This is a genomic window from Saccharibacillus alkalitolerans (assembly GCF_011090185.1).
Classification (GTDB): Bacteria; Bacillota; Bacilli; order Paenibacillales; family Paenibacillaceae; genus Saccharibacillus; species Saccharibacillus alkalitolerans.
Window position 1 is genome coordinate 70,544 of record NZ_JAAFGS010000010.1, and the last position, 23,226, is coordinate 93,769.

The window sequence follows — 23,226 nt, forward strand, 5'->3', positions numbered from 1 at the left end:
AATGATCCGTCGCGGAATAATAGATCACTTTGTATATGTTCAATATATACATTAATCCTATCTCTGTCAAACCGTTTTGTCGCGTTTTCGGTAAAAAGCCGCGGATTTCAAAAATCGGACACAGCAAAAAACCGCGGAACGAATTCCGCGGTTTCAAAGTCGAACGAGTATTGCGTAGTCTGCGACTGCGCAAAAGGGCTGACGGCTTACTCTGCTTTAACGAGGATTTTGACCTGGTTTTTCTCTTTCAGCAGCGTCTCGAACCCTTCTTCCAGCACCTGATCCAGCTCGATACGCTTCGTGACGAGCTTCTCGGCCGGGAAGTAGCCCTGTTCCATCAGGCTGATGACGGCCGGGAACACGTCGCGGTAGCCGATAATGCCGTTCACGCTCCGTTCTTTCATGACGATGCGGTTCGGCATGATCGGCGCTTCTTTTTCGAAAATGCTGACGATCATCAGCTCGCCGCCGATATTGGTCGATTCCAGCGCCTGCGTCAGCACGGGCGGAACGCCCGTAACTTCGTAGGCGACGTCCACGCCGCCGTTCGTGCGGGCATGCAGTTCCGCCACAACGTCGAATTCTTTCGGATCGAGCACGATCGCGCCCAGCTCGGCCGCTTTCGCTTTGCGCTCCGGCGACAGTTCCACGGCGTAGATTTCCGCGGCTCCCGACGCTTTCAGCGCTTCGATCACCAACAGGCCGATCGGGCCGGCGCCGAAGACGGCCGCTTTGTCTCCGACTTTAAGCTTGCTCTGGCGCACGGCATGCAGCGCCACCGCGGAAGGTTCGACGAGCGCGCCCTGCTCATAAGACAGGCTGTCCGGGATCTTGTGCACCATATATTCTTCGGCAGTCACGTATTCGGAGAATCCGCCTCCGCCGCCGGCCAAGCCCAAAAAGCCCATGTTTTCGCACAGATTGTATCTGCCTTTCCGGCAGGCTTCGCATTTTCCGCAGGCGTAGATCGGTTCCACGACGACGCGGTCGCCGGCTTGAACGCGCGTAACGCCTTCGCCCGCCTCCACGACTCGGCCCGAAAACTCATGTCCCATGACGACCGGAGCGGATTCGCCGGTAATCGGATGAGGATCGCCTGCCGGAATGAAAATCGGTCCTGCCGTATATTCGTGCAGATCGCTGCCGCAGATGCCGCACCATTCCACTTTGATTTTCACTTTTCCGGGCAGCGCCGTCGGCTCCTCGATATGTTCCAGACGCAGATCTTTCGGGCCGTGCCATCTCAATGCTTTCATTGCCGGTCATCTCCTTCGGTTATATAGACATTAACGTTCCGTTTTTTCGGAAACGTTTCCGGAATTAAATATGTCACAATTCCGACACACTGTCAAACCAAACAAGCTAAAATATCCTTGCGAAATTCCGTTCTTTTCCCACGCACATCTTAAGTAAAGAGCGTTCAAAAGGATATGAGCCGGAATTTCCGACTTGCAGGCAATCGGGATGGTATAATAAAGAGACTCATTCCCCACTTTCTTGAACAGACCGGAAACGATTCCGATCATGATGATAAGCGAGGTAATAACTGTGACAGCAAAGAAAGTAACGATCGAAGACGTGGCCCGGCACGCGGGCGTCGGCATCGCCACCGTCTCCCGAGCGATCAACAACGCCGAAGGGATCAGCGCCAAGACGCGCGCGCGCGTCCTGCGAACGATCGAGGAGCTCGGCTTCGTGCCCAACACTTCGGCCCAGAGTCTCAAGATCCGGCTGACCAATCAAATCGCGCTTGCCGTGCCGGATATCCGCAACGCGATCATTCCCGATATTGCCTGGGCCGTCGAGCAGGCCGCCAAAGCGCACGGATACCGGGTTGTGCAGATCAATACGGCGGGAAATGCCCGGGCCGAGCTGGAAGTGGTGCGGGACATCAAAAAGCTGCATGTGGACGGATTGATCATCATGCCGCTGGCTTACCCCAAAACGCTGCCCGACCTCATCAACAAAGCCGGCCTGCCGATCTCGGTCATCAACTACGGCAAGCAGCTCGACGATTCTCTCCGGGCGGACGTCGTCTGCCTGTCGATGCTCGAAGGCCGGCTGGTCATGGACCATCTGAAGCAGATCGGCCGCAGCCGGATCGCTTACGCAGGCACGCAAAAAGACGTCATCGAGGACCGATATCTCGCTTACGAGCGCGCGCTGGACAGAGTCGACGCCTCGCTCGTTTACTTCGGCGACGACTTCTCGCTCCAGACGGGCATCCGCGCCGCCGATTATTTTCACGGCTTGGCCCGCATGCCCGATGCCGTCTACGCGGTCAACGATATGGTGGCGATCGGCCTGGTCAACCGCTTCAAGGAACTTGGCGTGAACGTTCCCGAAGACGTGGCCGTCGTCGGCGTCGACAACAATCAATGGACCACGATCAGCAGCCCGCAGATCAGCTCCGTCTCGATCATGGGCAGCGAAGTGGCGCGTCTGGCGGCCGAGCTGCTGCTCAAGCGCATCCGCGAGCAGAGCCGGGAGCCGTACGAAAAAGTGCAGTTCGAGCCCCGGCTGATCGTGCGCGAGTCGAGCGTTGCGGTCAAGCGATCCCCGATGCAAGGCGGGAACTCTTAAGCCCCCCTGGCCGTCTTGCCGTCCCTCTAATCCGTCCAACGCAAAAGCACCGCTTCGAACGGAGTTTTCCGTGTGCGAAGCGGTGCTTTTCGTGCAGGTCAAGGCAGGAATTCCCCCATATCCGCGTTCTTGAAACCGGGGCGCCGGACCGGCGAAGACGCTCCGCCCTCAGGCTTGTTCCCGGACTTATTCCTCCCCGAGCAGGAAACGGCGAAATTCGGGGAGGCTGCCGAACTTCCGGATTTCGACGCCTTTTTCGTTCAAATACCGTTCCAGCGAAATTTCCAGCCAATGCGCGGCCGACTGCAGCGGAATCAGGTTGGCCGGATCGAGCAGCGGCACCAGAGCGGGCAGCTTGGCCTGTTCGGCAATCTTTCGTCCTTCGCGGGCGGCTTCTTCCCCGGAGCCCCACCGGCCCGTCTCGCAAAAGACAAGGAAGCCGTTCAGCTCGCTTTCCGCATGAACCGCCGCAAAAAAGGCCAGCTCGTAATCCTGCCGCTCGCAGGCCGTTTGCACTTTGTCCAGCAGACCTTTGAATTCTTCGAAAAAACCGGCGCCCCGCTTCGCGTAATCCGCCGTCGGCGGCTGCAGCGAACGCCGGCGCTCGCTAATCAAAAGCTTTACGGCGTCGGCCAACCGCTCGCATCCTTCGACGATCTCCCGCGTATCCGCGCTGCGCAGAATCGTGCCGACCGTCGGCTCCAGATCGTTCGGACGGATCGGCAGATCGTACAGCTGGGTCAGGTTTTTGCCCCAGCCTTTGCGGAGATAGGTCCGGTTCAGCAGCGCGATCGCTTCGAACAAAGGCGCCATGACTTCGAACGCCCGCAGCCGATACCCGGACAGCGGCTTCGCTGTTCCCGCCCGGCGCAGCTCATGCAGCACGGGATAGATCCCGTTTAGTTTCTCTTCTGCCCGGCCGAGAAAAGCTTCTTCGCCCTCGAACGATCGAATATCCTTCAGCTGCAGCTTCAGGTTGTTGAACCGTTCCAAGTCTTCGTCCGAGCGGACGTACAGCAGTTTGCAGTCGGCCAGAATGCCCGCTTGGCCGTCTTCCAGACGAGCCATCTTCTCCGCCCTCTCCCAACTCACCGGCCAGAAGTCGAAGCTGATTCCGTTCAGGATAAACGATAACCCCGCCTGGTATCCCTCCGGTTTGGCGGGAATAAAGAAAAAATCCAGATCGGAACGATCCGTCGCCGTACCGTCGAGGTAAGAACCGTAATACGCGGCGATCGCGACGTCCTCCGCATAATCCCGGCGAACCCGCTCGATCAGCGCCGAAGAAACGTCGAATACGTTGAATTTGTCCATGCCTGCTGTCCCCCGTTATCCGCCCGCCCGAAAGCGGCGGGCTTTTCCCCATAGTAGCATCCCCGGGGCTTCCGCAGCAAAGGAGCACCCCGAAAAGAGAAGCGGCTGCCCGCTTCTCCCGGCTATCGCATTCGGATGCTCAAACTTTCCTTTTCGCGTCTTTATGCCTCAGCCGCTTATTTGACCGATACGGTCATGGCCAATGCTTCAAGCGGCACCTTCTGGGTCTCGATTTGATATACGACGTCTCCTTTGTTCCATGCCACGATATTCTGCACGCTGTCGCCTCCCTGCTGATAATGGGCGCTGATCCGTCCCGCGTCGTCAGGCGCCGGAAGCGCGTGATCTTCCAAGTAATCGACCATTTTTTTCGCGATGTCCGGCTGATCCATCTCGTCCGCGCTCAAGGAACGGATTTGAAGCACCCAACGGCCTTCTTTCCAGGTCAGGTATTGGGTACCGGCGGCTCCCTCCTGCATCCCCTGGACGCCGTGTCCCAGGTCGACCGCCATCTCGGAAGGAATATTGTCCATATCGGGCGCAGGGAAAAAGATTTCTTCCGAGCTCGGCGGATCTTCGTGCGTCTCGGCGCTGACGATCGCCGCGATCGGCGTCTCGCCGGTCGGAGCCAACGACTCGTCGTCGACCGGTACGGCTTTGTCCGTTTCGTAAAACACGACGTTGAACGCGGTATCTTCGTTCTTCTCGATAGAGGCGCTCAAGTAATGGCCGTCGGCGATCTCGAATTCCGTCGGCAGCGCGGCGTTCGGCAGCTTGAGCTGAGCGCGAACCTGATCGACGACGCCTTCCGTATCCGGCAGGTTGGCGTCGGGGGAATCCGCGGCGGCTTCTCCTTCGTTCGGCTGTCCGTTCTCCTCCGTCTCCCCTGCCAAAGCCCCGTTTTCTCCGCCGGATGCCGTTGCCGGGCCGGTGCCGGGAACCGTACCGGCTCCGCCGTCTTCCGCGGCCGCGTCGGCCGGCGCGTTCGCTTCATCCGGCGCACGGTCGGCGGAGCTCGAGCAGCCGCCGAGCGCCAGGGCGGCCGCGAGCGCGGCCGGACCGAGCTTCATCAGACTGCGCGCGGAAGCGCGTCTGTTCGGGAAGCGGCGTCGGGATTCGTAAAGGTTGTGGCTAGTTCTGCTCATATGATCTCCTCCTTGTATGGCCTGTATGTCCCCATTACCCGAAGAAGACGGCAGCGAAAAAAAGCGTCTTCCGAACGGCTTCGGAAGACGCTTTTTCATGTTGATCGTCAAACTTCGAAACGCCGGCCTGCATGCGAAGCTTCCTTACGAAGCTTTTTTCTGCTGCTGCTTGAGCGTGTCGACTTTTACGCGAAGCACCGATGTATCCGTCTCGCCCGCCGCGTTTTTCAGCACGGCTTTGTACGCGTAAATGCCCGGTTCTTTGCCCGTCACATTCGTCACTGCGCGCTGAGCTCCCGGCGTCGCGGCCGTCAGGGCCTGCGTATCGATCAGCTTGCCGTTTTCGTACAGTTCGTACGACGTGGCGTTCGTTCCCCACCACAGATTCATCGTGACCTGGTAGCTGCCGTCGCCGTCCCAGTTGTCGTGCGACAGAACCGCTTGGCCTGGCGAAGCATCGGTCACTTTGACTTTGAGCTGCTGGCTTTTCGTCGTGCCGAACCGATTCGTCAGTTCCACGACGTAATTGTACGTTCCGTTGCTTTTGCCGACGACCGGAACGCTGAACTGCTGAGCGTTCGGAGAAGCGTCTTTGAGCGTTCCTTCGGCGATCACCTTGCCTTCTTCGTACAGCTTGTACGAAGTGGCGTTGTTGCCCCACCACAGATTCATGGTGACATTGTAGCTTCCGTCTCTGAGCCCGTTGTCTTGTCCGTTATCGTCCGTCAGAACCGGCTTGGCCGGAGCGTCCGTGGCGGGACCTTCCGTCGGCTCCTCGACTGGCGGTTCTTCTTCGCCCGGAGGCTCTTCCGTTACCGCGGCCGGAACGATGTCCGAAGCTCCGCGAGGCTTCAGCTGGAATGCGCCGCGGAAAATGGCCGCCACGCCCGTAACGTCCAGCTTGTCGCCTTCGCCGTAAGCGAATTGATCCTGCGTCAGGCCCGTGCGTCCGTCCACGCGAACATGCGTCGTCGTGCCGGTTTCCGACACGGCGTCGAATTCGAACGTGCCTGCCGGCGTCGCCGACACGACATTCGATACCGTTACGTTTTTCAGTTGAATCAGCTGACCCTGGTTGGCGTCCGTTACCGTCTCGGCGACCGCCGGCTGCGGCAGCTCGGCCGTACCCGTTTTCTCGATCGCCACCGGAGTCGTCAGCTCAAGCTCCGTGTTGTACAGCGCCAGAGGCGCCGTCACGCGAATCTTGTCTCCCTGACGGAAGCCGCTCTCGCTCTGATACACGTAGATGCCGCCCGTCGCGTCCTGCAGATAGAAGGCCTGGCCGCCGAAGGCGCCCGGTTCCGTCGTAACGACGCCTTCCAGCGTAACGACAGTGCCTTCCGCCTGGCTGCGGGCCGCCGCGATCGTGCTCAGCTCGGGAATGCTGCTGCCCGGCTCTTCGATCGCGGGAAGCGGCTGCGCCGGCACGTTGGCCAGCGTGACGCTCTTGGTCAGCAGATTCGTTCCGTTCTGGCGCAGACGCAGGCTTGCCGCGCCCGACGTTCCCGGCTTGATGCGGACGTTCAGGTCTTTGTAGGCGACGCCTTTGGCATCGGCCGTTACGCTGAACGCCTGGCTGTAACCGTAAGAAGTCGGCCATGTGCCGTCCGGATTCTGAACCATGGCCACCTGCGTGCCGCCCGCGACATAGATGCCGGCGCTGTAGCCGGAGGCCGTCGCGTTAGGCGCCAGGTTGCCGATGCGCACGCGGACTTGGAACTCCTGCGCGTTCGGCAGCTGATCCTGATGGATCAGGCTGTATTCCGGCTGGGTAACCGTGACGGACGAACCGTAAGAGCCCGATTTGAACGTCGACGGGTCCCACCATTTGTAGCCGGCCGCCGGAGCGGACCACGGCTCCGACTGCGGTTCGGTCGAAGCTTCCGGAGCTTCGAACGGCAGCAGCGCCGTCGGCTGGTCAAGCGTCAGATTCTCAACCTGATTCAGGCTCGTGTAGTTTTCCTGCTCCGCGAGCCAGTCGATCGTATTGAGCAGCAGCGCCGCGTCGTCGACTTCCTTGAAGCCGTCGTACGTCGTTTTTTTGCTGCCCGTTTCTTCGCGCAGGTACTTCGGCGAAGCGTCTTCGACCGGCGAGGAATCGCCGATGAACGCCGCTTTGCCCAGACCGACTTTCGATACGGCCACGTAAGGGCCTTCTTCGATGCCGCCGCCGTTGTAAACGCCTTGGTCTACGGCATTGCCCCAGGCCGCGTTGGTCTTCGGCAGGTAGACGATGCCTTTGGCTTTGGTCGGGTCCATGATCGCCAGCGTCGAGCCCGCGTGCATGGCCACGCTCTTCACGCCTTCCGTGATTCCGAACGACTGATCCGGCGCGACGATATTCGTGGCGTTGATATCGCCCAGCGCGTTATAGCGGAAGCGCACGCCGAAGTTCTCGCCCAGCCAGTCGGAGCTTTCGACTCCCTGCATAGCCGCCGAGTTTTTCTCCTCCGCGCTCATGCCCTTGGTCGGATCTTCCCAGGCGCCGCGGCGGTAACCGTTGATCGATTCGGAACCGTCCCAGCGGTTCTTGTTGCGATCCGCGTTGTAATGGTCGCCGATGAAGAAAATGCTTCCGCCCTGCTGCACGTACTGCAGCATCGCGGCCTGCTCGCTCGCCTTGAACGGAATGTTCGGCTCGGCCACGACGAAGACGTCGTAATCCGCCAAATCCGCATATGTAATCGGCGTCGTTTTGCGCAGTTCTTTGACATCATACCCTTCGCCCGCGATTCCGTTCCCGAAATCGGAGAAGCCGCCGTCGATGACCCAATCCGCCGCACCAGCCGTTTGACCGTGTGTATTGTCGAACAGAACCTTTTTGCCCGCGTTGTCGTTGACCACTTTCGCCGCGATGAACGGGGCCGGGTCGCTTGCCGTTTCGGCCGACGCCGGAACCGCGGACAGCAATCCCGCCTCCATCGTCGCCACGACGGAGAGTGCCAGGACCGCCTTCATCCCTTTGGACTTAAACAGCGAAAATTTTCCCACTTAACCGCCTCCTGATTGGATCTGTGTTTGAGAACATTTTTACGAACCGCAAGATTTTGGTATCAAGCCGTCCGCGCCTCATTCTAGCACGTGCCCACACAGGAAAGTTCATCGTTTCGTAAAATATGTGAGAAAAAGTGTAAAATTCCCGCAAAATGCGAATTTCGGTTCTTTCGTCCCAAAAATCAGACAATAATTAATTCCGGCTCAGGTAGGAACCCGAACTCCGCTTCGACCTTTTCCTGTACCAATTGAACCAGGTCCGTCACGTCGCTTGCTTTCGCCCCGCCGCGGTTCTGAATGATGTTGCCGTGATGATCCGAGATCATCGCGCCTCCCCGCACGGTTCCGCGCAGTCCCAAACGATCCACAAGCTTGCCCATCGGCTCGCCGATCGTGTAGTTGTTTTTGAACACCGACCCGCACGAAGGATAATCGAAATGGTACTTGCCGCCGCGGTCCGTAATCACGTCGAGCAGCTCCTGGCGCACTTCGAACCCCTGCTTGGCCGCCGCATTCAGCTCGCCGGCATAATGACGGAAATAGTCGGGCAGCACCGAAGTCGGCAAGTTTTTCGCTTTCAGCCGCGCGAACAGCTCCTCCGTCTCTTCCGGCGTCAGCTTCGGGTCGACCGGCAGCTTAAGATCCGCGCCTACGACGATCCACGGTCTGCGCATGAAGATCGACGTTTTGTAGCCGTATTCGCACTGGCTCAGCGGAACGGAAAGGATGCCGCGCTCGGGATGTTCTTTATCGATGACGTAAGCCGTCTCCAGCACGTCGCTGATCTGATGGCTGAAATATTTGGCGTTCATATAGACGCCCGCTCCGAGCGTTCCCGGCAGCAGGAAGGTAAAATCGAACGCGCCGATGCCCGTATAAAGGCCGAACAGCGCCAGCAGCGTCATCGGCGTGCCCGCGGACACGAACAGCCGGCCGGGAAGCAGCTTGAATTCGATGTGTTCTTTCAGCGAGAAAAACAGCATCTCGTCGTCCGGCCGGTCGGGAAACAGCGTGTTGGACCCCATTCCGAACAGGAAGGGATTCAGCCCTTTCGTCTTGGCCCCTTCCAGCATGACCGCCATCTCCTCGATCGAGCGCGGAAGCGCCAGATGCCGGGCGGCGCCTCCGATTTCGTATGTCGAATAAGCGGACAGTTCCACGCCGCTGCGGCATAGGCGGTCAAACGATTGGTTTTGCGAAGTCATATTTCGTAACTCTCCTCTTCATGTCTTCTATAGTTAAATTCGTCCGTTTTTTCAACCGGTCAACAAACGAATCAATTGACGAATGCCGATAAAAAGACTAAAATTTTAAGTTGCACGCAAGCATCCTACAGGAAGCGGCGGCAAAAATCAATGAAATCCGTGGTGATCATATAATGGAAAAACAGCCTTACCGCATTTTGCTTTTTTATAAATTCGTTCGAATCGACGATCCGGCCGAATTCACGGCCCGCCATCTGCAGTACTGCAAAGACCTCGGCGTCAAGGGACGCATTCTGATCGCAAGCGAAGGCATCAACGGCACGCTGTCCGGCACTTACGAGCAGACGGAGCAATATATGAAGGATCTGCTGGCGGACGAGCGCTTCGCGGATACCGTATTCAAGATCGACGAATCCGAAGGCCATGCGTTCAAGAAAATTTTCGTGCGCCATAAGGAAGAGCTCGTGACGTTCCGTTACGAAAAAGAGCTCGATCCGAACGTGAAGTTCGGCAAACGCCTGTCTCCGAAAGAGTTCCACGAGCATCTGCTGCGCGACGACGTGATCGTGCTCGACGGACGTACCGATTACGAATACGACCTCGGCCACTTCCGCGGCGCTATCCGCCCGGATATCGATTCGTTCCGCGATTTCCCGGAATGGATCCGCAAAAACATGGCCGAACACAAAGACAAAACGATTCTGACCTACTGCACGGGCGGCATCCGCTGCGAGAAGCTGACCGGATTCATGCTGGACGAAGGCTTCGATAACGTGGCTCAGCTCGAAGGCGGCATCGTGACTTACGGCAAAGATCCGGAAGTGCAGGGCGACCTGTTCGACGGCAAATGTTATGTATTCGACGAGCGAATCTCGGTGCCGATCAACCATGTGGACCCGAGCGTCGTCGGAAAATGCTATCACTGCGACGAGCCGACGGACGTTTACGTCAACTGCCCGGTCTGCAACCTGCAGCATCTGGTGTGCGATGCCTGCTCGGACGAGCACAGCCATTACTGCTCCGACGAGTGCAAAGAGTCGGTAGCGGCGGTGTGACGGCTGCGGGACGGGCGGCGGTTGGGTGACGGGTGGCGGTTGGGTGACGGGTGGCGGTTGGGTGACGCTGCGGGGCGGGGGACCTTTCGATCGCTGTCAAAATCGGATTTCCTTCCATTTGATTAGACAAGGTCTAGGGTGGGAAATCCGATTTTAAAGGCGAACGCTCCGCTTCTCAAGCTTCCCCCGCCCCTCCGCTGCATCCGCACGCCGCCTCGCCTTGGGATAAGGGTAGAAAAAACCCTCAAGCCTTTTGAATCCGGCTTGAGTCTTTATGCGCCTCCGGCTTGCATGGGAAGCGCGGCGACCGCCCGGCCGCGGAAATGCGGCGGTGTGGACTTTGCCCGACACGGAAAGACCGTGGTGTGGGCTTCGCCCGACACGGAAGGCCATGGTGTGGGCTTCGCCCGACACGGAAAAACGTGGTGCGGGCTTTGCCCGGCACGGGAAGACCGTAGTGTGGGCGCTGCCCGACACGGGTCTGACATGCCTAATCAGAAAAAAGGCTCTATCCGAGAATGCTCGGGCAGAGCTTTTTTGTATTTCATCAAGCCTGTTCTTCCGCGGTGCAGAACGCCTGCAAATCGAGCCACCGGCTCTCAGTCGCGCGGATAGTTCACGGCCATAATGTCCATGAATGGAACTTTCTGCGTTTCTTCTTCTCGCTCGACGTGCACTCTTCCGGTTCTCGGGTCCATCTTGACGATCATTCCCCGTACCGCTTCTTCCACTCCCCAGACCGTCAATTCCACAACGGATTTCTCCTGGTAGGCCTCAGTCAGTTGATTCCCTATTTCTTCCAGAACAAACTCGTCGCGGGTCGGCCGTTTTGCCACTTTGCCTTTTGCCAAACCGCTTCCTCCTTGCGTTACGCGTGATTTCTTCATTATAACATTATTACCTGCCCAGGTCGCGTAAAAAAACGAAATTATCGAAAGAAATTACGCACAGGCGTTCGTATTCGGGGCGAGCCGCCGATCACGCATATTCGCTGGGTCACGGCATCACGAAAAAGCCTTGAACGGACTGCGAGACGAAAAAGCACGTCCTGCGGAACCGGTCAAGGCATAAAGGTCGATCAAAAAGCGGAAAATCGCATTTGTTAAAAGTTCGCGTCGAAAATCGGAGCTCCCGGTCTTTGCCGATAAGGCCGACGCCGCTCTGCGTTCTCTTTTAACGGGCGGCTTTCCCTGCCGGAATGGCGATGTCCGCCAAAATCTCGTAAGAATGCAGACGCTCCGCATGGTCGTAAATGCCGCTGGTCACGATCAGTTCGTCGGCCCGCGTGCGCTCCATCAGTTCGTGCAGACGGCGCTCGACCGCTGCCCGGTCGCCGACGATCGCGGATTCCATCCGTTTGCGCACGGCGGAGAGTTCCAGCGGATCGAGCTGCGAGGACAGGTCGGCCGGAGGCTGGATTTTGCCGGGGCGGCCTCGGGTCAGCGCGATCACCTGCTGCTGCATGGTCGTCGAGAGGAATTCCGCGCGTTCCTGCGTATCCGCGGCGATCAGCGATACGCCCAGCATCACGTAAGGCTCCGCGAGCGTCTCCGAAGGGCGGAACGCGCTGCGGTACACGTCCAGCGCACGGTCGAGATAATCCGGCGAGAAATGGCCAGCGAACGAAAACGGCAGTCCTTGATAAGCGGCCAGCCGCGCGCTGAAATCGCTGGACCCCAGCAGCCAGATCGGAATATCCAACCCTTCTCCAGGCACGGCGCGAAGGGGCGCGTGATACGAAGTCTTGGAAGCGTCGAAGTAGCCCCGCAGTTCTTCCAGCAGGGCAGGGAAGTCTTCTCCGCTGTTGATGTCGCGGCGCAGGGCGAGCGAAGTTCGGCGGTCGCTGCCCGGAGCGCGGCCGAGTCCAAGATCGATCCGGCCGGGATACATCGATTCCAGCGTGCCGAACTGCTCCGCGATGACGAGCGGCGCGTGATTCGGCAGCATGACGCCGCCGGCGCCGACGCGAATGGACGACGTTCCGGCGGCCAAGTAGCCGATCACGACGGACGTCGCCGAACTGGCGACGCCCGGCATGTTATGATGCTCCGCTACCCAGTAGCGGTTGTATCCCCATTTTTCCGCGTGACGGGCAAGATCCAAACTATTGCGGAACGCGTCCGCCGCGGTATGTCCTTCGAGAATTTGGGACAGGTCGAGCACGGAGATCGGAATATCCCCTATTTTCTTCGGCGCGGTTCCTTGACCGCCTTCTATCGGTTGCTGCGATTCGCTCATGATCATCTCTCCTTACTTCACTCAAATTACTTTATTCAAAATAAACGGAAGCCGGGCGTCGGCGAAAATCGAGTTTCGTTCCCGGTGCTCCTTAGCGCCCCGCCTCCGCTCCCCCGTCCGGGGTCTGCCGTTTGAACAGCCGGTTCAATTTCGGTTCCAGCAGCCAGCCGAAGCGCGTGCGGACGAATTCGGACGACAGGCCGGCCGTCAGCAGAACGCCTGCCGGAATCAGCAGCCAGGTCCAGGCCGCTTCGCCGTACGTTTCGTAGAAACCGGCCGCGATCATCCCTTTGACGACGAATCCGTGCAGCAGATAAGCGTACAGCGTATTGCGTCCCAGCGCCGACACCAGCGGGATGGTTCGGCCCGTCATGACGATCATGACCGCTCCTCCGATCAGCGCCGCCGCCGCATAAGCGCCGATCCGGTAGATTCCCGCCGTCCATTCCGGATGATCGAGCGCCCGGTACGGCAGGCTGCCGTAGAACCATTCGGGACGGATGACGCTTCCGTAGTTTATCATAACGAGAGCGCCCGCGCCCAGCACCGCTGCCGCCGCCCATTTCGTCAGCGGCGTGCGCAGCTTATCGATATCCGCTTTGTCCAAATAATAACCGGCCAGGAAAAACGGGAAGAAGACGATCGTGCGCGAAATGCTGGCGTAATGCTCCGCGTCCGCGGCGTATCCCGCCCAAATGGCGATTCCGAACGAAATCGGCAGCGCCCAGCGGATTTTGACGGCGTACGGCAGCAGCATTTTCCAGATGATCATGCTGAAAATGAACCACATCAGCCAGTACGGCGTGAAATACGAGAAACGCAGCCGCTCCGCGCCCATCACGAAATAATCGAACAGCGAATACAGACTCTCGAAAATCAAGTAGGGCACCACCAACGAACCGATCACCTTGATCCGGTAATCGGCGCTCGTGATCTTTTTGCAGAAAAATCCCGAGATCAGGACGAACAGCGGAATATGGAACGAATAAATGAGCAGATACAGCGGACGAAACGCCTCCTGCCCGCTCAGCGGCTCGATCAAATGCCCGATCACGACCAGCGCGATCAGCAGAAACTTCATGTTGTCGAAATAAGCGTCACGCTTTGCCATGGAATCCTCTCCTTCGCCAGATTCGGCGGCGCCCCTGGTGCGCCTGTCCGGCTTTCCTTGCTTGGGGTCCATATACCCGTCGTTTTCGGTCGTGAACCGTTTTCCGCGCGAGCGCATCGGCAGCGGACTCCCGGACAATCTTTGTGGGATATAATGAAAAAACCAAAACTTTTTCTGCTCTTCGTCTGTCCAATCCGTGAATGCTGCTTCAACAAGGAGTGATAACCGATGAATTCTTCCCCGGATTCCCCTGCTTTTGACGAACTCGTTTGCCTGGCGGCCGAAGGAAACGCTTCGGCTTTCGCCGAGCTGATCGGCGCGGAGCGTCCGCAGCTGCTGCGGGTCGCAGGCTATTACGTCCGCAATCCCGTCGATGCCGAAGACGCGGTTCAGGAAGCGGTCTGCCGCGCCTTTGCCGCCGTGACTTCGATCCGGGAACCGAAATACTTCCGAACCTGGCTCACGCGGATCGTCATCAACGCGTCGCTGAACCTGCTGCAGCGCGGGCGCCGTACGGTTCCGTCCGGCGATGCCGCCGAGCGGCTGCCCGCCGTGCACGAGGAAAACGACCGACGGCTCGACCTGCTGCAGGCGATCCATGATCTGCCGACCAAGTACCGCCGCGTCATTTTGCTCAAGTATATGCACGACCTCAAGTTAACGGATATCGCGGAACTGCTGGAGCTGCCGGTGGGAACCGTCAAAACGTACCAGAACAAAGGATTGAATCTGCTGCGCGAACATTATCGGGACGAAATCGAGGATCGCCGGCTCGCGCGAAAAACGGACGACGTCGCCAATCGGGATCGTCTCGGCAAAAAGAAACAGGCGGCTCAAGCCGACTACGAAATGCGGAGGGATATGGACATGGAAACGGAAATGGCCGGGCTGCTGCACGATCTCAGAAGCCGGGCGCAGGAACTGGCGCAGCGGAATTCCGCCTTCGCGGACAACGGACTGGAACCGTTTATCGAGGACGTTTTCCGTCAACAAGATGCTGTAAGCGAGCTGCTGTTCATCTGGACGAAGCCGGGCACCGATACGGGCGTATCCGTTACGCTGACGCCGGACGGCGATCTCGTCGATTACGCGGTCGATCCGGAATTATACGAAGAATCGGAACGCGCGGCATATTTGGAGCCCGAAGAGCTGCTGGCGATCGGGGAGCGTTTCGTGCGGGACCATTATCCGGAAGCGCCCGAGCGGTTCGGCGAACCCCGGACGGAAGACCGCGGAGACCGCCTCTTTGTCACGGTCAGCCAGTACGCCGCCGGCATGCCTTTGCCCCGCTCGGGCTACTGGATCGATCTGCATCGGTCGGGCTTTGTGACGGCTTTCAAATATTTCGGGCGCAAGCCGGAACCTTCGCTGCCGGACGATCTGCTCACTCCCGATGAAGTGCTGGGAGAAATGGCGGAGGAGCTGGAGATGAAGCTTTATTTCAACGTTCTGCACGATTCCGTCTATGCGGAAGGAGACGACCGGCTTCATCTCGTTTACATGCCCGAGCCGTATTTGATCGCGAGGACGGCGCTCCGGCAGGGGCCGGACCGCGTGGAAGAAGAGCCGGAGGAACCGGACGATTACGATCCCTGCGCGGGAGCGAAAGAACCGATCGAAGAATTTCGGAACCGCGCCCGAAACGGAACTTTTCCCGCCGAGCCCCGAAGCCCGCTTGAGCTGCTCGGCGTCCGCGAAGACGAATACGAGGTGCTGCGGGAAGCCGACATGGGCAGCGAGCGAGGGATCGTCTACGCAAAAAAAGCAGCTCCTGCAGACAGTGAAAAAAGTCAAACCGAAAAGGCACAAAACGGATCCGCCGCGGAAAACGCCTCCGAACCGCAAAGTCCGTATACCCTTGAGCGATACATGCGGGAACGCAGCGAGAATACGATCAAAGTGCGGATCGATCGCGAATCGGGCCGGCTGTCGGGCGTGATGGATTTCCGCGAAGAGCGCGGGGAACAGTGGCTGGACAACCGCGCCTGTCTCGACATTGCCCTCGAACTGCTGCATGCGGCCGATCCGGAGCTTCTCCCCTATCTGCGGCTCGACGATCGGCAGGACACCCGCGAAGAGACGCCGCAAAGACCCGAGCCGGGCGATTCGGAAGAAGACGAAGCGCCCGAAACCGCCCGAAACCGAAATGCCGTTTTCAGCTTTTCCGTCTGCAAAGACGGCGTCCCCGGCTTCTTGAACCATGTAAGCATCGGAGTCAACCGGACAACCGGGCGGGTGAACCATTATATGGGCGCCGGACTCCGAGTGCCGGAACTTGAAATGCTCTCGCCGATTCCTGCCTTTTCCCCCGAAGAAGGAAAGCGTCTGCTGCTCGATGCGCTGGATCTGCGGCTCGAATGGGAAATCGATTATAACGATCCGTCCGGAGAAGAACGGTATCTTCCCCGCTATCAGCCGGTCAGCTCTTCCGGCGGCCGAAGCATTAGAATGATCGAAGCCCATCAAGGAACCGTCATTACGGAAAAAAGATAGCGGCGGCGCTCAAGCGATCCGCTGGTTTATCCGACCGCGCAAACAGCCTGTTCCCGAGGGAACAGGCTGTTTTTTTGCTTTCGCGATGAAGTCGCCTTATTCATTCCCGGACAAAAGACCGCACCCTATTCGCCCGTTCCTACTTCTCTTCCTGTCTGCGCAGCGTGCCGAGGATTCGGAAAATCTGTCCGCGGTGATGCGCTTCGTGCTCGATCAGATGATAGACGATCCATTCGGGCGTTACGTCGTACTCGCCCGGCAGGCTGCGGATTCGGCGCCAGTCTTCCTTATCGACCGTTCGGAGCTTGTCCAGGAAGTCGCGGCGGACGACGGCAAGACGTTCAAAATGCCGTTCCGGGCTTTCTCCCGGCGGGCACCAGATTTCCCCCGTTTCGTTTCTTGTCGGCGCCGCAAACCAGGGCTCGATCTCGGGGTCCAGCTTTTTACGGAGAAACATGTCGAAATGCAGCCATCCCGTCTCCACGTCCGCGATATGATACAGCAGCGCTCCGATCGTGGTGACGTTTCCGTCCAGCGGGGTATCGAGTTCTTCCCGGGTCACATTCCGCAGCCCCTGCAGCAGATCGCGGCGGACGTCTTCCATCATCCACAGCTGCCGGCCGATTTCTTCCGGATAACCCGGCAGAGCCCGGATCTCCAACGTTTTTTCGCTCATGCTTCCTGCCTCCTCTTTATACGGACCTCCGCGGATTGCTGCCCTTTCAACCGAACACGCCCATGCTCAAGTACCGCTCTCCGGTGTCCGGCGCGATGCAGACGACCGTCTTTCCCGGACCCAGCCGCTTCGCGACCTGCATGGCGGCATACACCGACGCTCCCGAAGAAGGTCCGAGCAGCATGCCTTCGAGCCGTGCCAAATCTCGCATCGCGCTCAGCGCTTCGTCGTCCTTGATCCGGATGATTTCGTCGTAGACGCCCGTATTCAAAATCGAAGGGACGAAGCCGGGGCTGGTGCCGACCAGCTTATGCGGTCCCGGCGCTCCGCCGGACAGCACCGGCGAGCCTTCGGGCTCCACCACCGCGACGTGCAGCCCCGGCAGGGCCGCTTTCAGCGTCTCGCCGGTGCCGGTAATCGTGCCGCCGGTTCCCGCCGTGGCGACGAACGCGTCGAGCGCGCCTCCGGTCTGCTCCAGAATCTCCATCGCCGTCGTGCCTCGATGCGCGTCGGGATTAGCCTTGTTCTCGAACTGCTGCGGAATGAAACTTCCGGGAATCGAGGCCTGCAGTTCCGCCGCTTTGGCAATCGCCCCGGGCATCCGTTCCGCGCTCGGCGTCAGGACGACTTCGGCGCCGTAGGCCTTGAGCAGATTGATCCGCTCGCGCGACATATTGTCCGGCATGATCAGAATCGCCCGGTATCCGCGGGCGGCGGCGATCATCGCCAGCCCGATTCCCGTATTGCCGCTCGTCGGCTCGATGATCGTGCTGCCCGGGCGGAGCTTCCCTTCCCTCTCAGCCGCTTCGATCAATCCCCGGGCCGCCCGGTCTTTCACGCTTCCGGACGGATTGAAATACTCCAACTTCACGTAAATGTCCGCCGCGTCCGCAGGTGCCGTGCGGCCCAGACGAACCAGCGGCGTCTCGCCGATCAGGTCGGCGACGCTGCCGTATACCCGGGAAGCCGGACCGGCCTCGCGGGGGCCAAGCTTGCTTCTCATTGCGGACCCCTTCTTTCCTTATTTTTTATCTGCCGCGGCGCAGGCGCATTCCGGCTCCGGTCGCGCCGCGTCCCGACCGAAGCTTCAACGCAGGAAAGAACGGCCCGAAGGCCGTTCCTTTGTCGCCGCGCGTTTTCTTCTTTTAAGAGTTTACCTCATTTTCCCGTACGGGTCACGGACTCGCGTCTTTACTGCGGCGAAACGCCGCGAAGGGTAAAGCGGTAGGCGTAGGTCCGGTCCGCCGGAAGCGTGAATTCGTCGTGCGTCTTCGCCTGCCAGCTGTCGTCCCCGCCGACGCCCATCTGCCGGTGGTTGACGCGAAGCACCGTCCGGTCGGACTTCGGAAGCTTGTAGCCGTGATCGCAGGCCTCCAGCGTCTCGGGCGTGTACGGCAGAGCGTTCAGTTCCACTTCCGGCGTCCCTTCCACCCGTAAGCCGATACCGTCCGCGTCCGTAAGCTCCGCCCAGCGCACGCCCGTTTTGTTTCCGGACTCCTGCGGCCGCAGGTACGGCGTCAACTGCTCGGATACGAGCCCCGAGTACAATCCCAGTCGGGCGCTCGCATGTCGGTCCCAATAGTTCTCGTGCGGCCCGCGGCCGTACCATCTCAGCCGGTCCAGATCGCCGTTCAGTTCCAGCAGCATGCCGATCTCCGGAATTTCCGGCAGGCCGGCGCCCGGCGTCAGGGTCAGCGATACGGCGACTTCTCCCGAAGCTTTCGCCTCGTATACGACTTCGGCTTCCGAAGCCGGTACAGTCGGAATCGTCAGCAGCGCTTTGAAAACGAAGCCGTCTTCGGAGCCGGATACGTCCAGGCTGCGCAGCTCTCGCTTTTTGCCCGCTTCGCGCCAAATGCCGCTGCGCTCGTCAAGCTTGCTACCGCGGTCGTTGTCGGTCAGCGCCCGCCAGAAATTCGGACGCGCCGCGGCCAACAGCAATTCACGGCCCTGCCAGACGAACGAGCACAAATCCCCGCTTTGTTTGTCGAATACGACGGCGAATCCTTCTCCCGTTACGGTGAGCGACGTGCCGCTGTCTTCCGTCTGATACGAAGCATGCTCCGAAGCGGTCTTCGCTTTCGAAGCGTGCGCGGACCGATAAGCCGGAAGCACGAACTGCCCGAATGCGATTTCGTGTCCGCCGTTTGCCCAGAAACGGTCTTCCGATTCCGCAAGCGACAGCGTAAGCGTGTGTTCGCCTTCCGTTCCGAGCATCGCGAACGGAACGGCTATCTCGCCGGACTCGCCCGGAGCCAGCTGAATCGGCAGCGTGCCGCGTTCGATCACTTCGCCTTCGCGCGCCGTTTCCCAGACCAGCTTATAACGGTTCAGATCGGTAAACAGGAAATCGTTGTGCAGACGCACCCGCCCGTTTGTCAGGTCGACCGCTTCGAAGCGCACGTTCTGGTAGCAGGCTTTCACTTCCAGCAGTTTCGGCGTCACCGTCCGATCGGCGAAGATCAGGCCGTTGCCGCAGAACGTGCCGTCGTTAGGCGTATCGCCGAAGTCGCCGCCGTAAGCCAGATACTCGGTTCCGTCGGCCGTCTTGGTGCGAATCGCCTGGTCGATCCAGTCCCAGATGAAGCCGCCCTGCAGCACCGGATATTTATAGGTCAGATCCGTGTATTTGAACAGGTTCCCGCAGGAGTTGCCCATGGCATGGCTGTATTCGCACAGAATAAACGGCTTTTTCGGATTTTCCAGCGCGTACTTCTCCACGTTTTGCGGAGACGTGTACATGTGGCTCTCGATGTCCGAAGCCGCATCCCATTCGCGCGCGTGGAACGTGCCCTCGTAATGCACGAGACGGGTCTTGTCGACCGCCCGGAAGAAGTTGGCCATATGCAGGAAGTTCTCGCCGCCCCATGATTCGTTGCCGAGCGACCAGATCACGATCGACGGATGGTTTTTGTCCCGCTGGTACATGGAGTTCGCACGGTCGAGCACGTTGGCGCGCCAGTGCGGCTTGCTGCCCGGCACGGTACGCACGGCTTCTTCCGTCTGCCCGTACTCCCAGCTTCCATGCGTTTCGAGGTTGGTTTCGTCGATGACGTACAATCCGTATTCGTCGCACAGCTCGTACCAGCGAGGCTGGTTCGGATAATGGGACGTGCGCACCGCGTTGATGTTATGCGCCTTCATCAGTTTGATATCGGCGATCATGTCCTCTTCGGTCACGGCGCGTCCGCGGTCGGCGCTGAACTCGTGACGGTTGACGCCTTTGAACACGATCCGTTTGCCGTTGATTTTCATCACGCCGTCCTGAATCGCGAAGTGGCGGAATCCGACGCGGAATTTCACCGCTTCGACTTCGCCGTTTTCGTCCGAAAGCGCCAGTACGAGCGTATACAGATTCGGCGTTTCGGCCGACCAAAGCGCCGGCTTCGGCACGGAAGCCGAGAGATGCGCGGCATACAGGGTGTCTTTGGCGACATCCACGCTATCGGTCATGCGCGCGGAAGCGTCCCGTCCGGAAGCGTCCAGCAGACGCGCTTCGAGCGTGTAGACGCCCGCCTTCTTGCCGAGCGGGTTGCCGACCTGAACGCCGATTTGAAGATGTCCGTTTTCGAAGCTTTCATCGAGTTCTGCCGTAACCTGCACGTCCGCGATCTGTACTTTCGGCTTGGCATACAGATAGACGTCGCGGAAAATGCCGCTCATGCGCCAGAAATCCTGGTCCTCGAGCCAGCTTGCGTCGCACCAGCGGTACACCTGCACGGCCAACTTATTTTCGCCTTTTTGCAAATACGGAGTCAGCAGGAACTCGGCCGGCGTAAACGTGTCTTCGCTGTAGCCGACCAAATCGCCGTTCACCCATATGTAGAAGCACGATTCGACGCCCTGGAAGCTGATATAGACCGGATGGTCTTCCCATTCTTCCGGAACGGTGAACGTCCGAACGTAAGAGCCGACGGGGTTGAATTCGGTCGGCGCGAACGGCGGCTCGATCTTCTCCCGCTCTTCCCACGGATAGCGGACATTCGTATACTGCGGATAATCGTAACCGTGCAGCTGCCAATGGGCAGGAACGGGAATGTCTGCCCAGTCCGACGTGTCGTAACCGGTTTCATAAAAAGTTTGGGGACGATCGGCCGGCTTGTCGACATGATGGAATTTCCAGATGCCGTTGAGCGGCAGCACTCGGCTGGAACCGTTCGTTTCGCGAAGCGCTTCTTCCGCATTCGCGTACGGAACCAGGGTCGCATGCGCATCCAGGCGGTTCAATTGAAAAATTTCGGGATTATTGTTCCATTCGGGATATCCGTTCTCGGGAGCGACGTACTTGTATTTTTTGAACATCTCTCTTCACCTCGCCTGCAAAATGAAAGCTCTGTCTCGATGACTGAAGCTGTGCCTTAAGTTTAGTGTACACTGTTGCCGAGGAAAAAGAAAAGGCTCCTTTCGAAGACGGGATAAGCGCTTTCTTCCGAAAACGCAATCGCCGGCCGGAAGCGCTTCCTTTTTTCCTTATTGTTATATAAGTAAAAGGAAAACAAGCGATGTTTCTTATAAAGAAAGGAACTTTTATCTTGTACAAAATATAGATTTCGGTAATTTTTTTATGGATTTCGAAAAACGGTCGTACGGTCGCTTTCCGGGTCGGAAAACAAAAAAAACGGGCAGGCACCGCAGCGCCTTGCCCGCTTTCTTCCCTATTTAAGTGAGCACCGTCGAATCAGTCTTCGAATTTGACGACGTAGTAATTCTTTTTGCCGCGCCGCAGCACGAGGGTCGTGCCGTGCAGGCGGTCTTCGGTGCCGATCGTCGTCTCGATCGACGTGCGCTTCTCGCCGTTGACGGAGACGGCTCCGCTCTGGATGTCTTTGCGCGCCTGTCCTTTCGACGGAGCGGCGCCGGCTTCGACCAGCAGGTCGATCAGCAGAGGCTCGGAGGAAGCCGCGACGGAGACGCTCGGCATGTCCGCCAGCGCTTCCGACAGGTCGGCTTCGTTCAGTTCCGCGAAGCTGCCGGAGAACAGCGCCGCGGTGATTTTTTCCGCGCTGACGACCGCTTCTTCGCCGTGCACGAGCGTAGTCACGCGGCGGGCCAGCTCGCGCTGCGCGGTCCGTTTTTCCGGAGCTTCGAGATGCTGCGCTTCGAGCGCCTCGATCTCCTCGCGGCTCAGGAAGGTGAAGTATTTCAAGAACTTGATCACGTCCGCGTCGTCCGTGTTGATCCAGAACTGGTAGAACGTGTACGCGCTCGTCTTGCTGCGGTCGAGCCACACGGCGCCGGATTCGGACTTGCCGAACTTCTTGCCGTCGCTCTTCGTCACGAGCGGCATCGTCATGCCGAAGGCGTCGCCGCCGCCGTTTTTGCCGATGAGGTCGAGGCCTGCGGTGATATTGCCCCACTGGTCGCTTCCGCCGAGCTGCAGCGAGCAGCCCTCGTCTTCATGCAGACGCTGGAAATCGTACGCTTGAAGGATCATGTACGAGAACTCGGTAAACGAGATGCCGTTCGCGAGGCGCGAATCGACGGAATCTTTGGCCAGCATGTAGTTGACGGTGAAGTTTTTGCCGACGTCGCGCAGGAAGTCGATCATCGTGATCGGACCGAGCCAATCGTAGTTGCTGACCATCTTCGCCGGCACTTTCGCTTCGCCCGTACCGAAATCCAGGAAGCGCGACAGCTGGTTCTGCAGCTTGCGCGTCCAGTCCGCGACCGTGTCGGCCGTATTCAGCGAGCGTTCCGTCGAACGGCCGCTCGGGTCGCCGATCATGCCGGTGCCGCCGCCCACCAGGGCGATCGGACGGTGTCCGGCGAGCTGGAAGCGGCGCATCGTCAGCACCGGCAGCAGATGGCCGATATGCAGGCTGTCCGCCGTCGGATCGAAACCGTTGTAGAACGTGACGCTCTCTTCGTTCAGCTTCTTCTGCAGTTCTTCGCGGTGCGTCACCTGGTAAATCAGTCCTCTATACTCCAGATCGTCCAGCAGGGCGTTGGCTTCGATCGGGGCGTGTTCGTTACTCATGGTCAGTTCCTCCTTCGGAATATGGGAAAATAAAAAGCGGAAAAATAAAAAAGACCCGGCCTGCTGCATTTCTGCAGGGACGAGTCTTAATCGCGGTACCACCCTAATTGGAAAGGCGCCGGCATTCGGAGCGGCGGCGCGATTCCCACTTTGACGCCCGATAACGTGGACGGCTCCGTCCCGCCCCTTCCGCGGTCGCGGTTTCGAGGTGGAAAGCTCCGGGACGTAATTCGCGTTCGCCCGTCTGCCCCCTCGCACCTGCCGGCGGCTCTCTGAAAATACGGATTCGAACGCTACTGGATTCCCTTCGACGCTTCATATGGCGCTCCGCAGGCCGGGCGCTTGTTGATTCACTTTATAACACGATCGGGCGAAACCTGTCAAACCCTGTTTTCTCGAAAACGATTTAAAATATATTTTACACACAGTTTACAC

The 23,226-nt window shown here is 58.9% G+C and carries 15 protein-coding genes and 1 other annotated feature; of the genes, 3 read left to right on the forward strand and 12 right to left on the reverse strand.

Annotated features, from left to right (window positions below; genetic code table 11):
- Nucleotides 1-206: 206 nt before the first annotated feature.
- Complete coding sequence (locus GYN08_RS20790) at nt 207-1,256, reverse strand: 2,3-butanediol dehydrogenase (RefSeq protein WP_166278679.1); 1,050 nt, start codon at nt 1,254-1,256, stop codon at nt 207-209.
- Nucleotides 1,257-1,527: 271 nt separating this feature from the next.
- Here GYN08_RS20790 and GYN08_RS20795 point away from each other — a divergent pair, with 271 nt between their 5' ends.
- Nucleotides 1,528-2,583, forward strand: a complete 1,056-nt coding sequence (locus GYN08_RS20795; protein WP_166278877.1) for a LacI family DNA-binding transcriptional regulator — start codon at nt 1,528-1,530, stop codon at nt 2,581-2,583.
- Nucleotides 2,584-2,769: 186 nt separating this feature from the next.
- On the opposite strand, the gene GYN08_RS20800 is transcribed toward GYN08_RS20795, so the two are convergent.
- From GYN08_RS20800 to GYN08_RS20815, 4 genes are all read right to left on the reverse strand, one after another.
- Nucleotides 2,770-3,897, reverse strand: a complete 1,128-nt coding sequence (locus GYN08_RS20800; protein ID WP_166278684.1) for a nucleotidyltransferase domain-containing protein — start codon at nt 3,895-3,897, stop codon at nt 2,770-2,772.
- 176 nt (nt 3,898-4,073) lie between these two features.
- Nucleotides 4,074-5,042 (reverse strand): hypothetical protein, encoded by a 969-nt coding sequence (locus GYN08_RS20805; RefSeq protein ID WP_166278687.1) that lies wholly within the window; start codon nt 5,040-5,042, stop codon nt 4,074-4,076.
- A gap of 144 nt (nt 5,043-5,186) precedes the next feature.
- The gene (locus tag GYN08_RS20810) at nt 5,187-8,033 is read right to left on the reverse strand and encodes a chitinase N-terminal domain-containing protein (protein ID WP_408015080.1); all 2,847 of its coding nucleotides are present in this window, start codon (nt 8,031-8,033) and stop codon (nt 5,187-5,189) included.
- A 185-nt stretch (nt 8,034-8,218) separates the two neighbouring features.
- Entirely contained in the window at nt 8,219-9,241 is a 1,023-nt protein-coding gene (locus tag GYN08_RS20815) for a UDP-N-acetylmuramate dehydrogenase (protein ID WP_166278690.1), read from the reverse strand.
- 173 nt (nt 9,242-9,414) lie between these two features.
- On the opposite strand from GYN08_RS20815, the gene trhO reads away from it, so the two are divergent.
- Complete coding sequence (gene trhO, locus GYN08_RS20820) at nt 9,415-10,296, forward strand: oxygen-dependent tRNA uridine(34) hydroxylase TrhO (RefSeq protein ID WP_166278693.1); 882 nt, start codon at nt 9,415-9,417, stop codon at nt 10,294-10,296.
- A gap of 599 nt (nt 10,297-10,895) precedes the next feature.
- On the opposite strand, the gene GYN08_RS20825 is transcribed toward trhO, so the two are convergent.
- The 3 genes from GYN08_RS20825 to GYN08_RS20835 all read right to left on the reverse strand — a co-directional run bounded on the left by GYN08_RS20825 (nt 10,896) and on the right by GYN08_RS20835 (nt 13,645).
- Nucleotides 10,896-11,147 (reverse strand): YolD-like family protein, encoded by a 252-nt coding sequence (locus GYN08_RS20825; RefSeq protein WP_166278696.1) that lies wholly within the window; start codon nt 11,145-11,147, stop codon nt 10,896-10,898.
- Nucleotides 11,148-11,469: 322 nt separating this feature from the next.
- Entirely contained in the window at nt 11,470-12,534 is a 1,065-nt protein-coding gene (locus tag GYN08_RS20830; protein WP_166278699.1) for an LLM class flavin-dependent oxidoreductase, read from the reverse strand.
- Between the two features lie 91 nt (nt 12,535-12,625).
- Complete coding sequence (locus tag GYN08_RS20835; RefSeq protein WP_166278702.1) at nt 12,626-13,645, reverse strand: acyltransferase family protein; 1,020 nt, start codon at nt 13,643-13,645, stop codon at nt 12,626-12,628.
- A 228-nt stretch (nt 13,646-13,873) separates the two neighbouring features.
- Here GYN08_RS20835 and GYN08_RS20840 point away from each other — a divergent pair, with 228 nt between their 5' ends.
- Nucleotides 13,874-16,138 carry a sigma-70 family RNA polymerase sigma factor gene (locus tag GYN08_RS20840; protein WP_166278705.1) on the forward strand — a complete coding sequence of 755 codons (2,265 nt, stop codon included), beginning with the start codon at nt 13,874-13,876 and terminating at the stop codon, nt 16,136-16,138.
- A gap of 139 nt (nt 16,139-16,277) precedes the next feature.
- Here GYN08_RS20840 and GYN08_RS20845 read toward each other — a convergent pair whose 3' ends face one another.
- The 4 genes from GYN08_RS20845 to tyrS all read right to left on the reverse strand — a co-directional run bounded on the left by GYN08_RS20845 (nt 16,278) and on the right by tyrS (nt 22,791).
- A complete protein-coding gene (locus tag GYN08_RS20845) occupies nt 16,278-16,814 on the reverse strand; it encodes a DinB family protein (protein WP_166278708.1) in 537 nt (178 codons plus the stop codon).
- A 46-nt stretch (nt 16,815-16,860) separates the two neighbouring features.
- Nucleotides 16,861-17,817 carry a cysteine synthase A gene (cysK, locus tag GYN08_RS20850; protein ID WP_166278711.1) on the reverse strand — a complete coding sequence of 319 codons (957 nt, stop codon included), beginning with the start codon at nt 17,815-17,817 and terminating at the stop codon, nt 16,861-16,863.
- A gap of 188 nt (nt 17,818-18,005) precedes the next feature.
- Nucleotides 18,006-21,116: a glycoside hydrolase family 2 TIM barrel-domain containing protein gene (locus GYN08_RS20855; protein ID WP_166278714.1), complete on the reverse strand. Its 3,111-nt coding sequence runs from the start codon at nt 21,114-21,116 to the stop codon at nt 18,006-18,008.
- 376 nt (nt 21,117-21,492) lie between these two features.
- A complete protein-coding gene (gene tyrS / locus GYN08_RS20860) occupies nt 21,493-22,791 on the reverse strand; it encodes a tyrosine--tRNA ligase (protein ID WP_166278717.1) in 1,299 nt (432 codons plus the stop codon).
- A 72-nt stretch (nt 22,792-22,863) separates the two neighbouring features.
- Nucleotides 22,864-23,111: a binding site (T-box leader), on the reverse strand.
- Between the last annotated feature and the right edge of the window lie 115 nt (nt 23,112-23,226).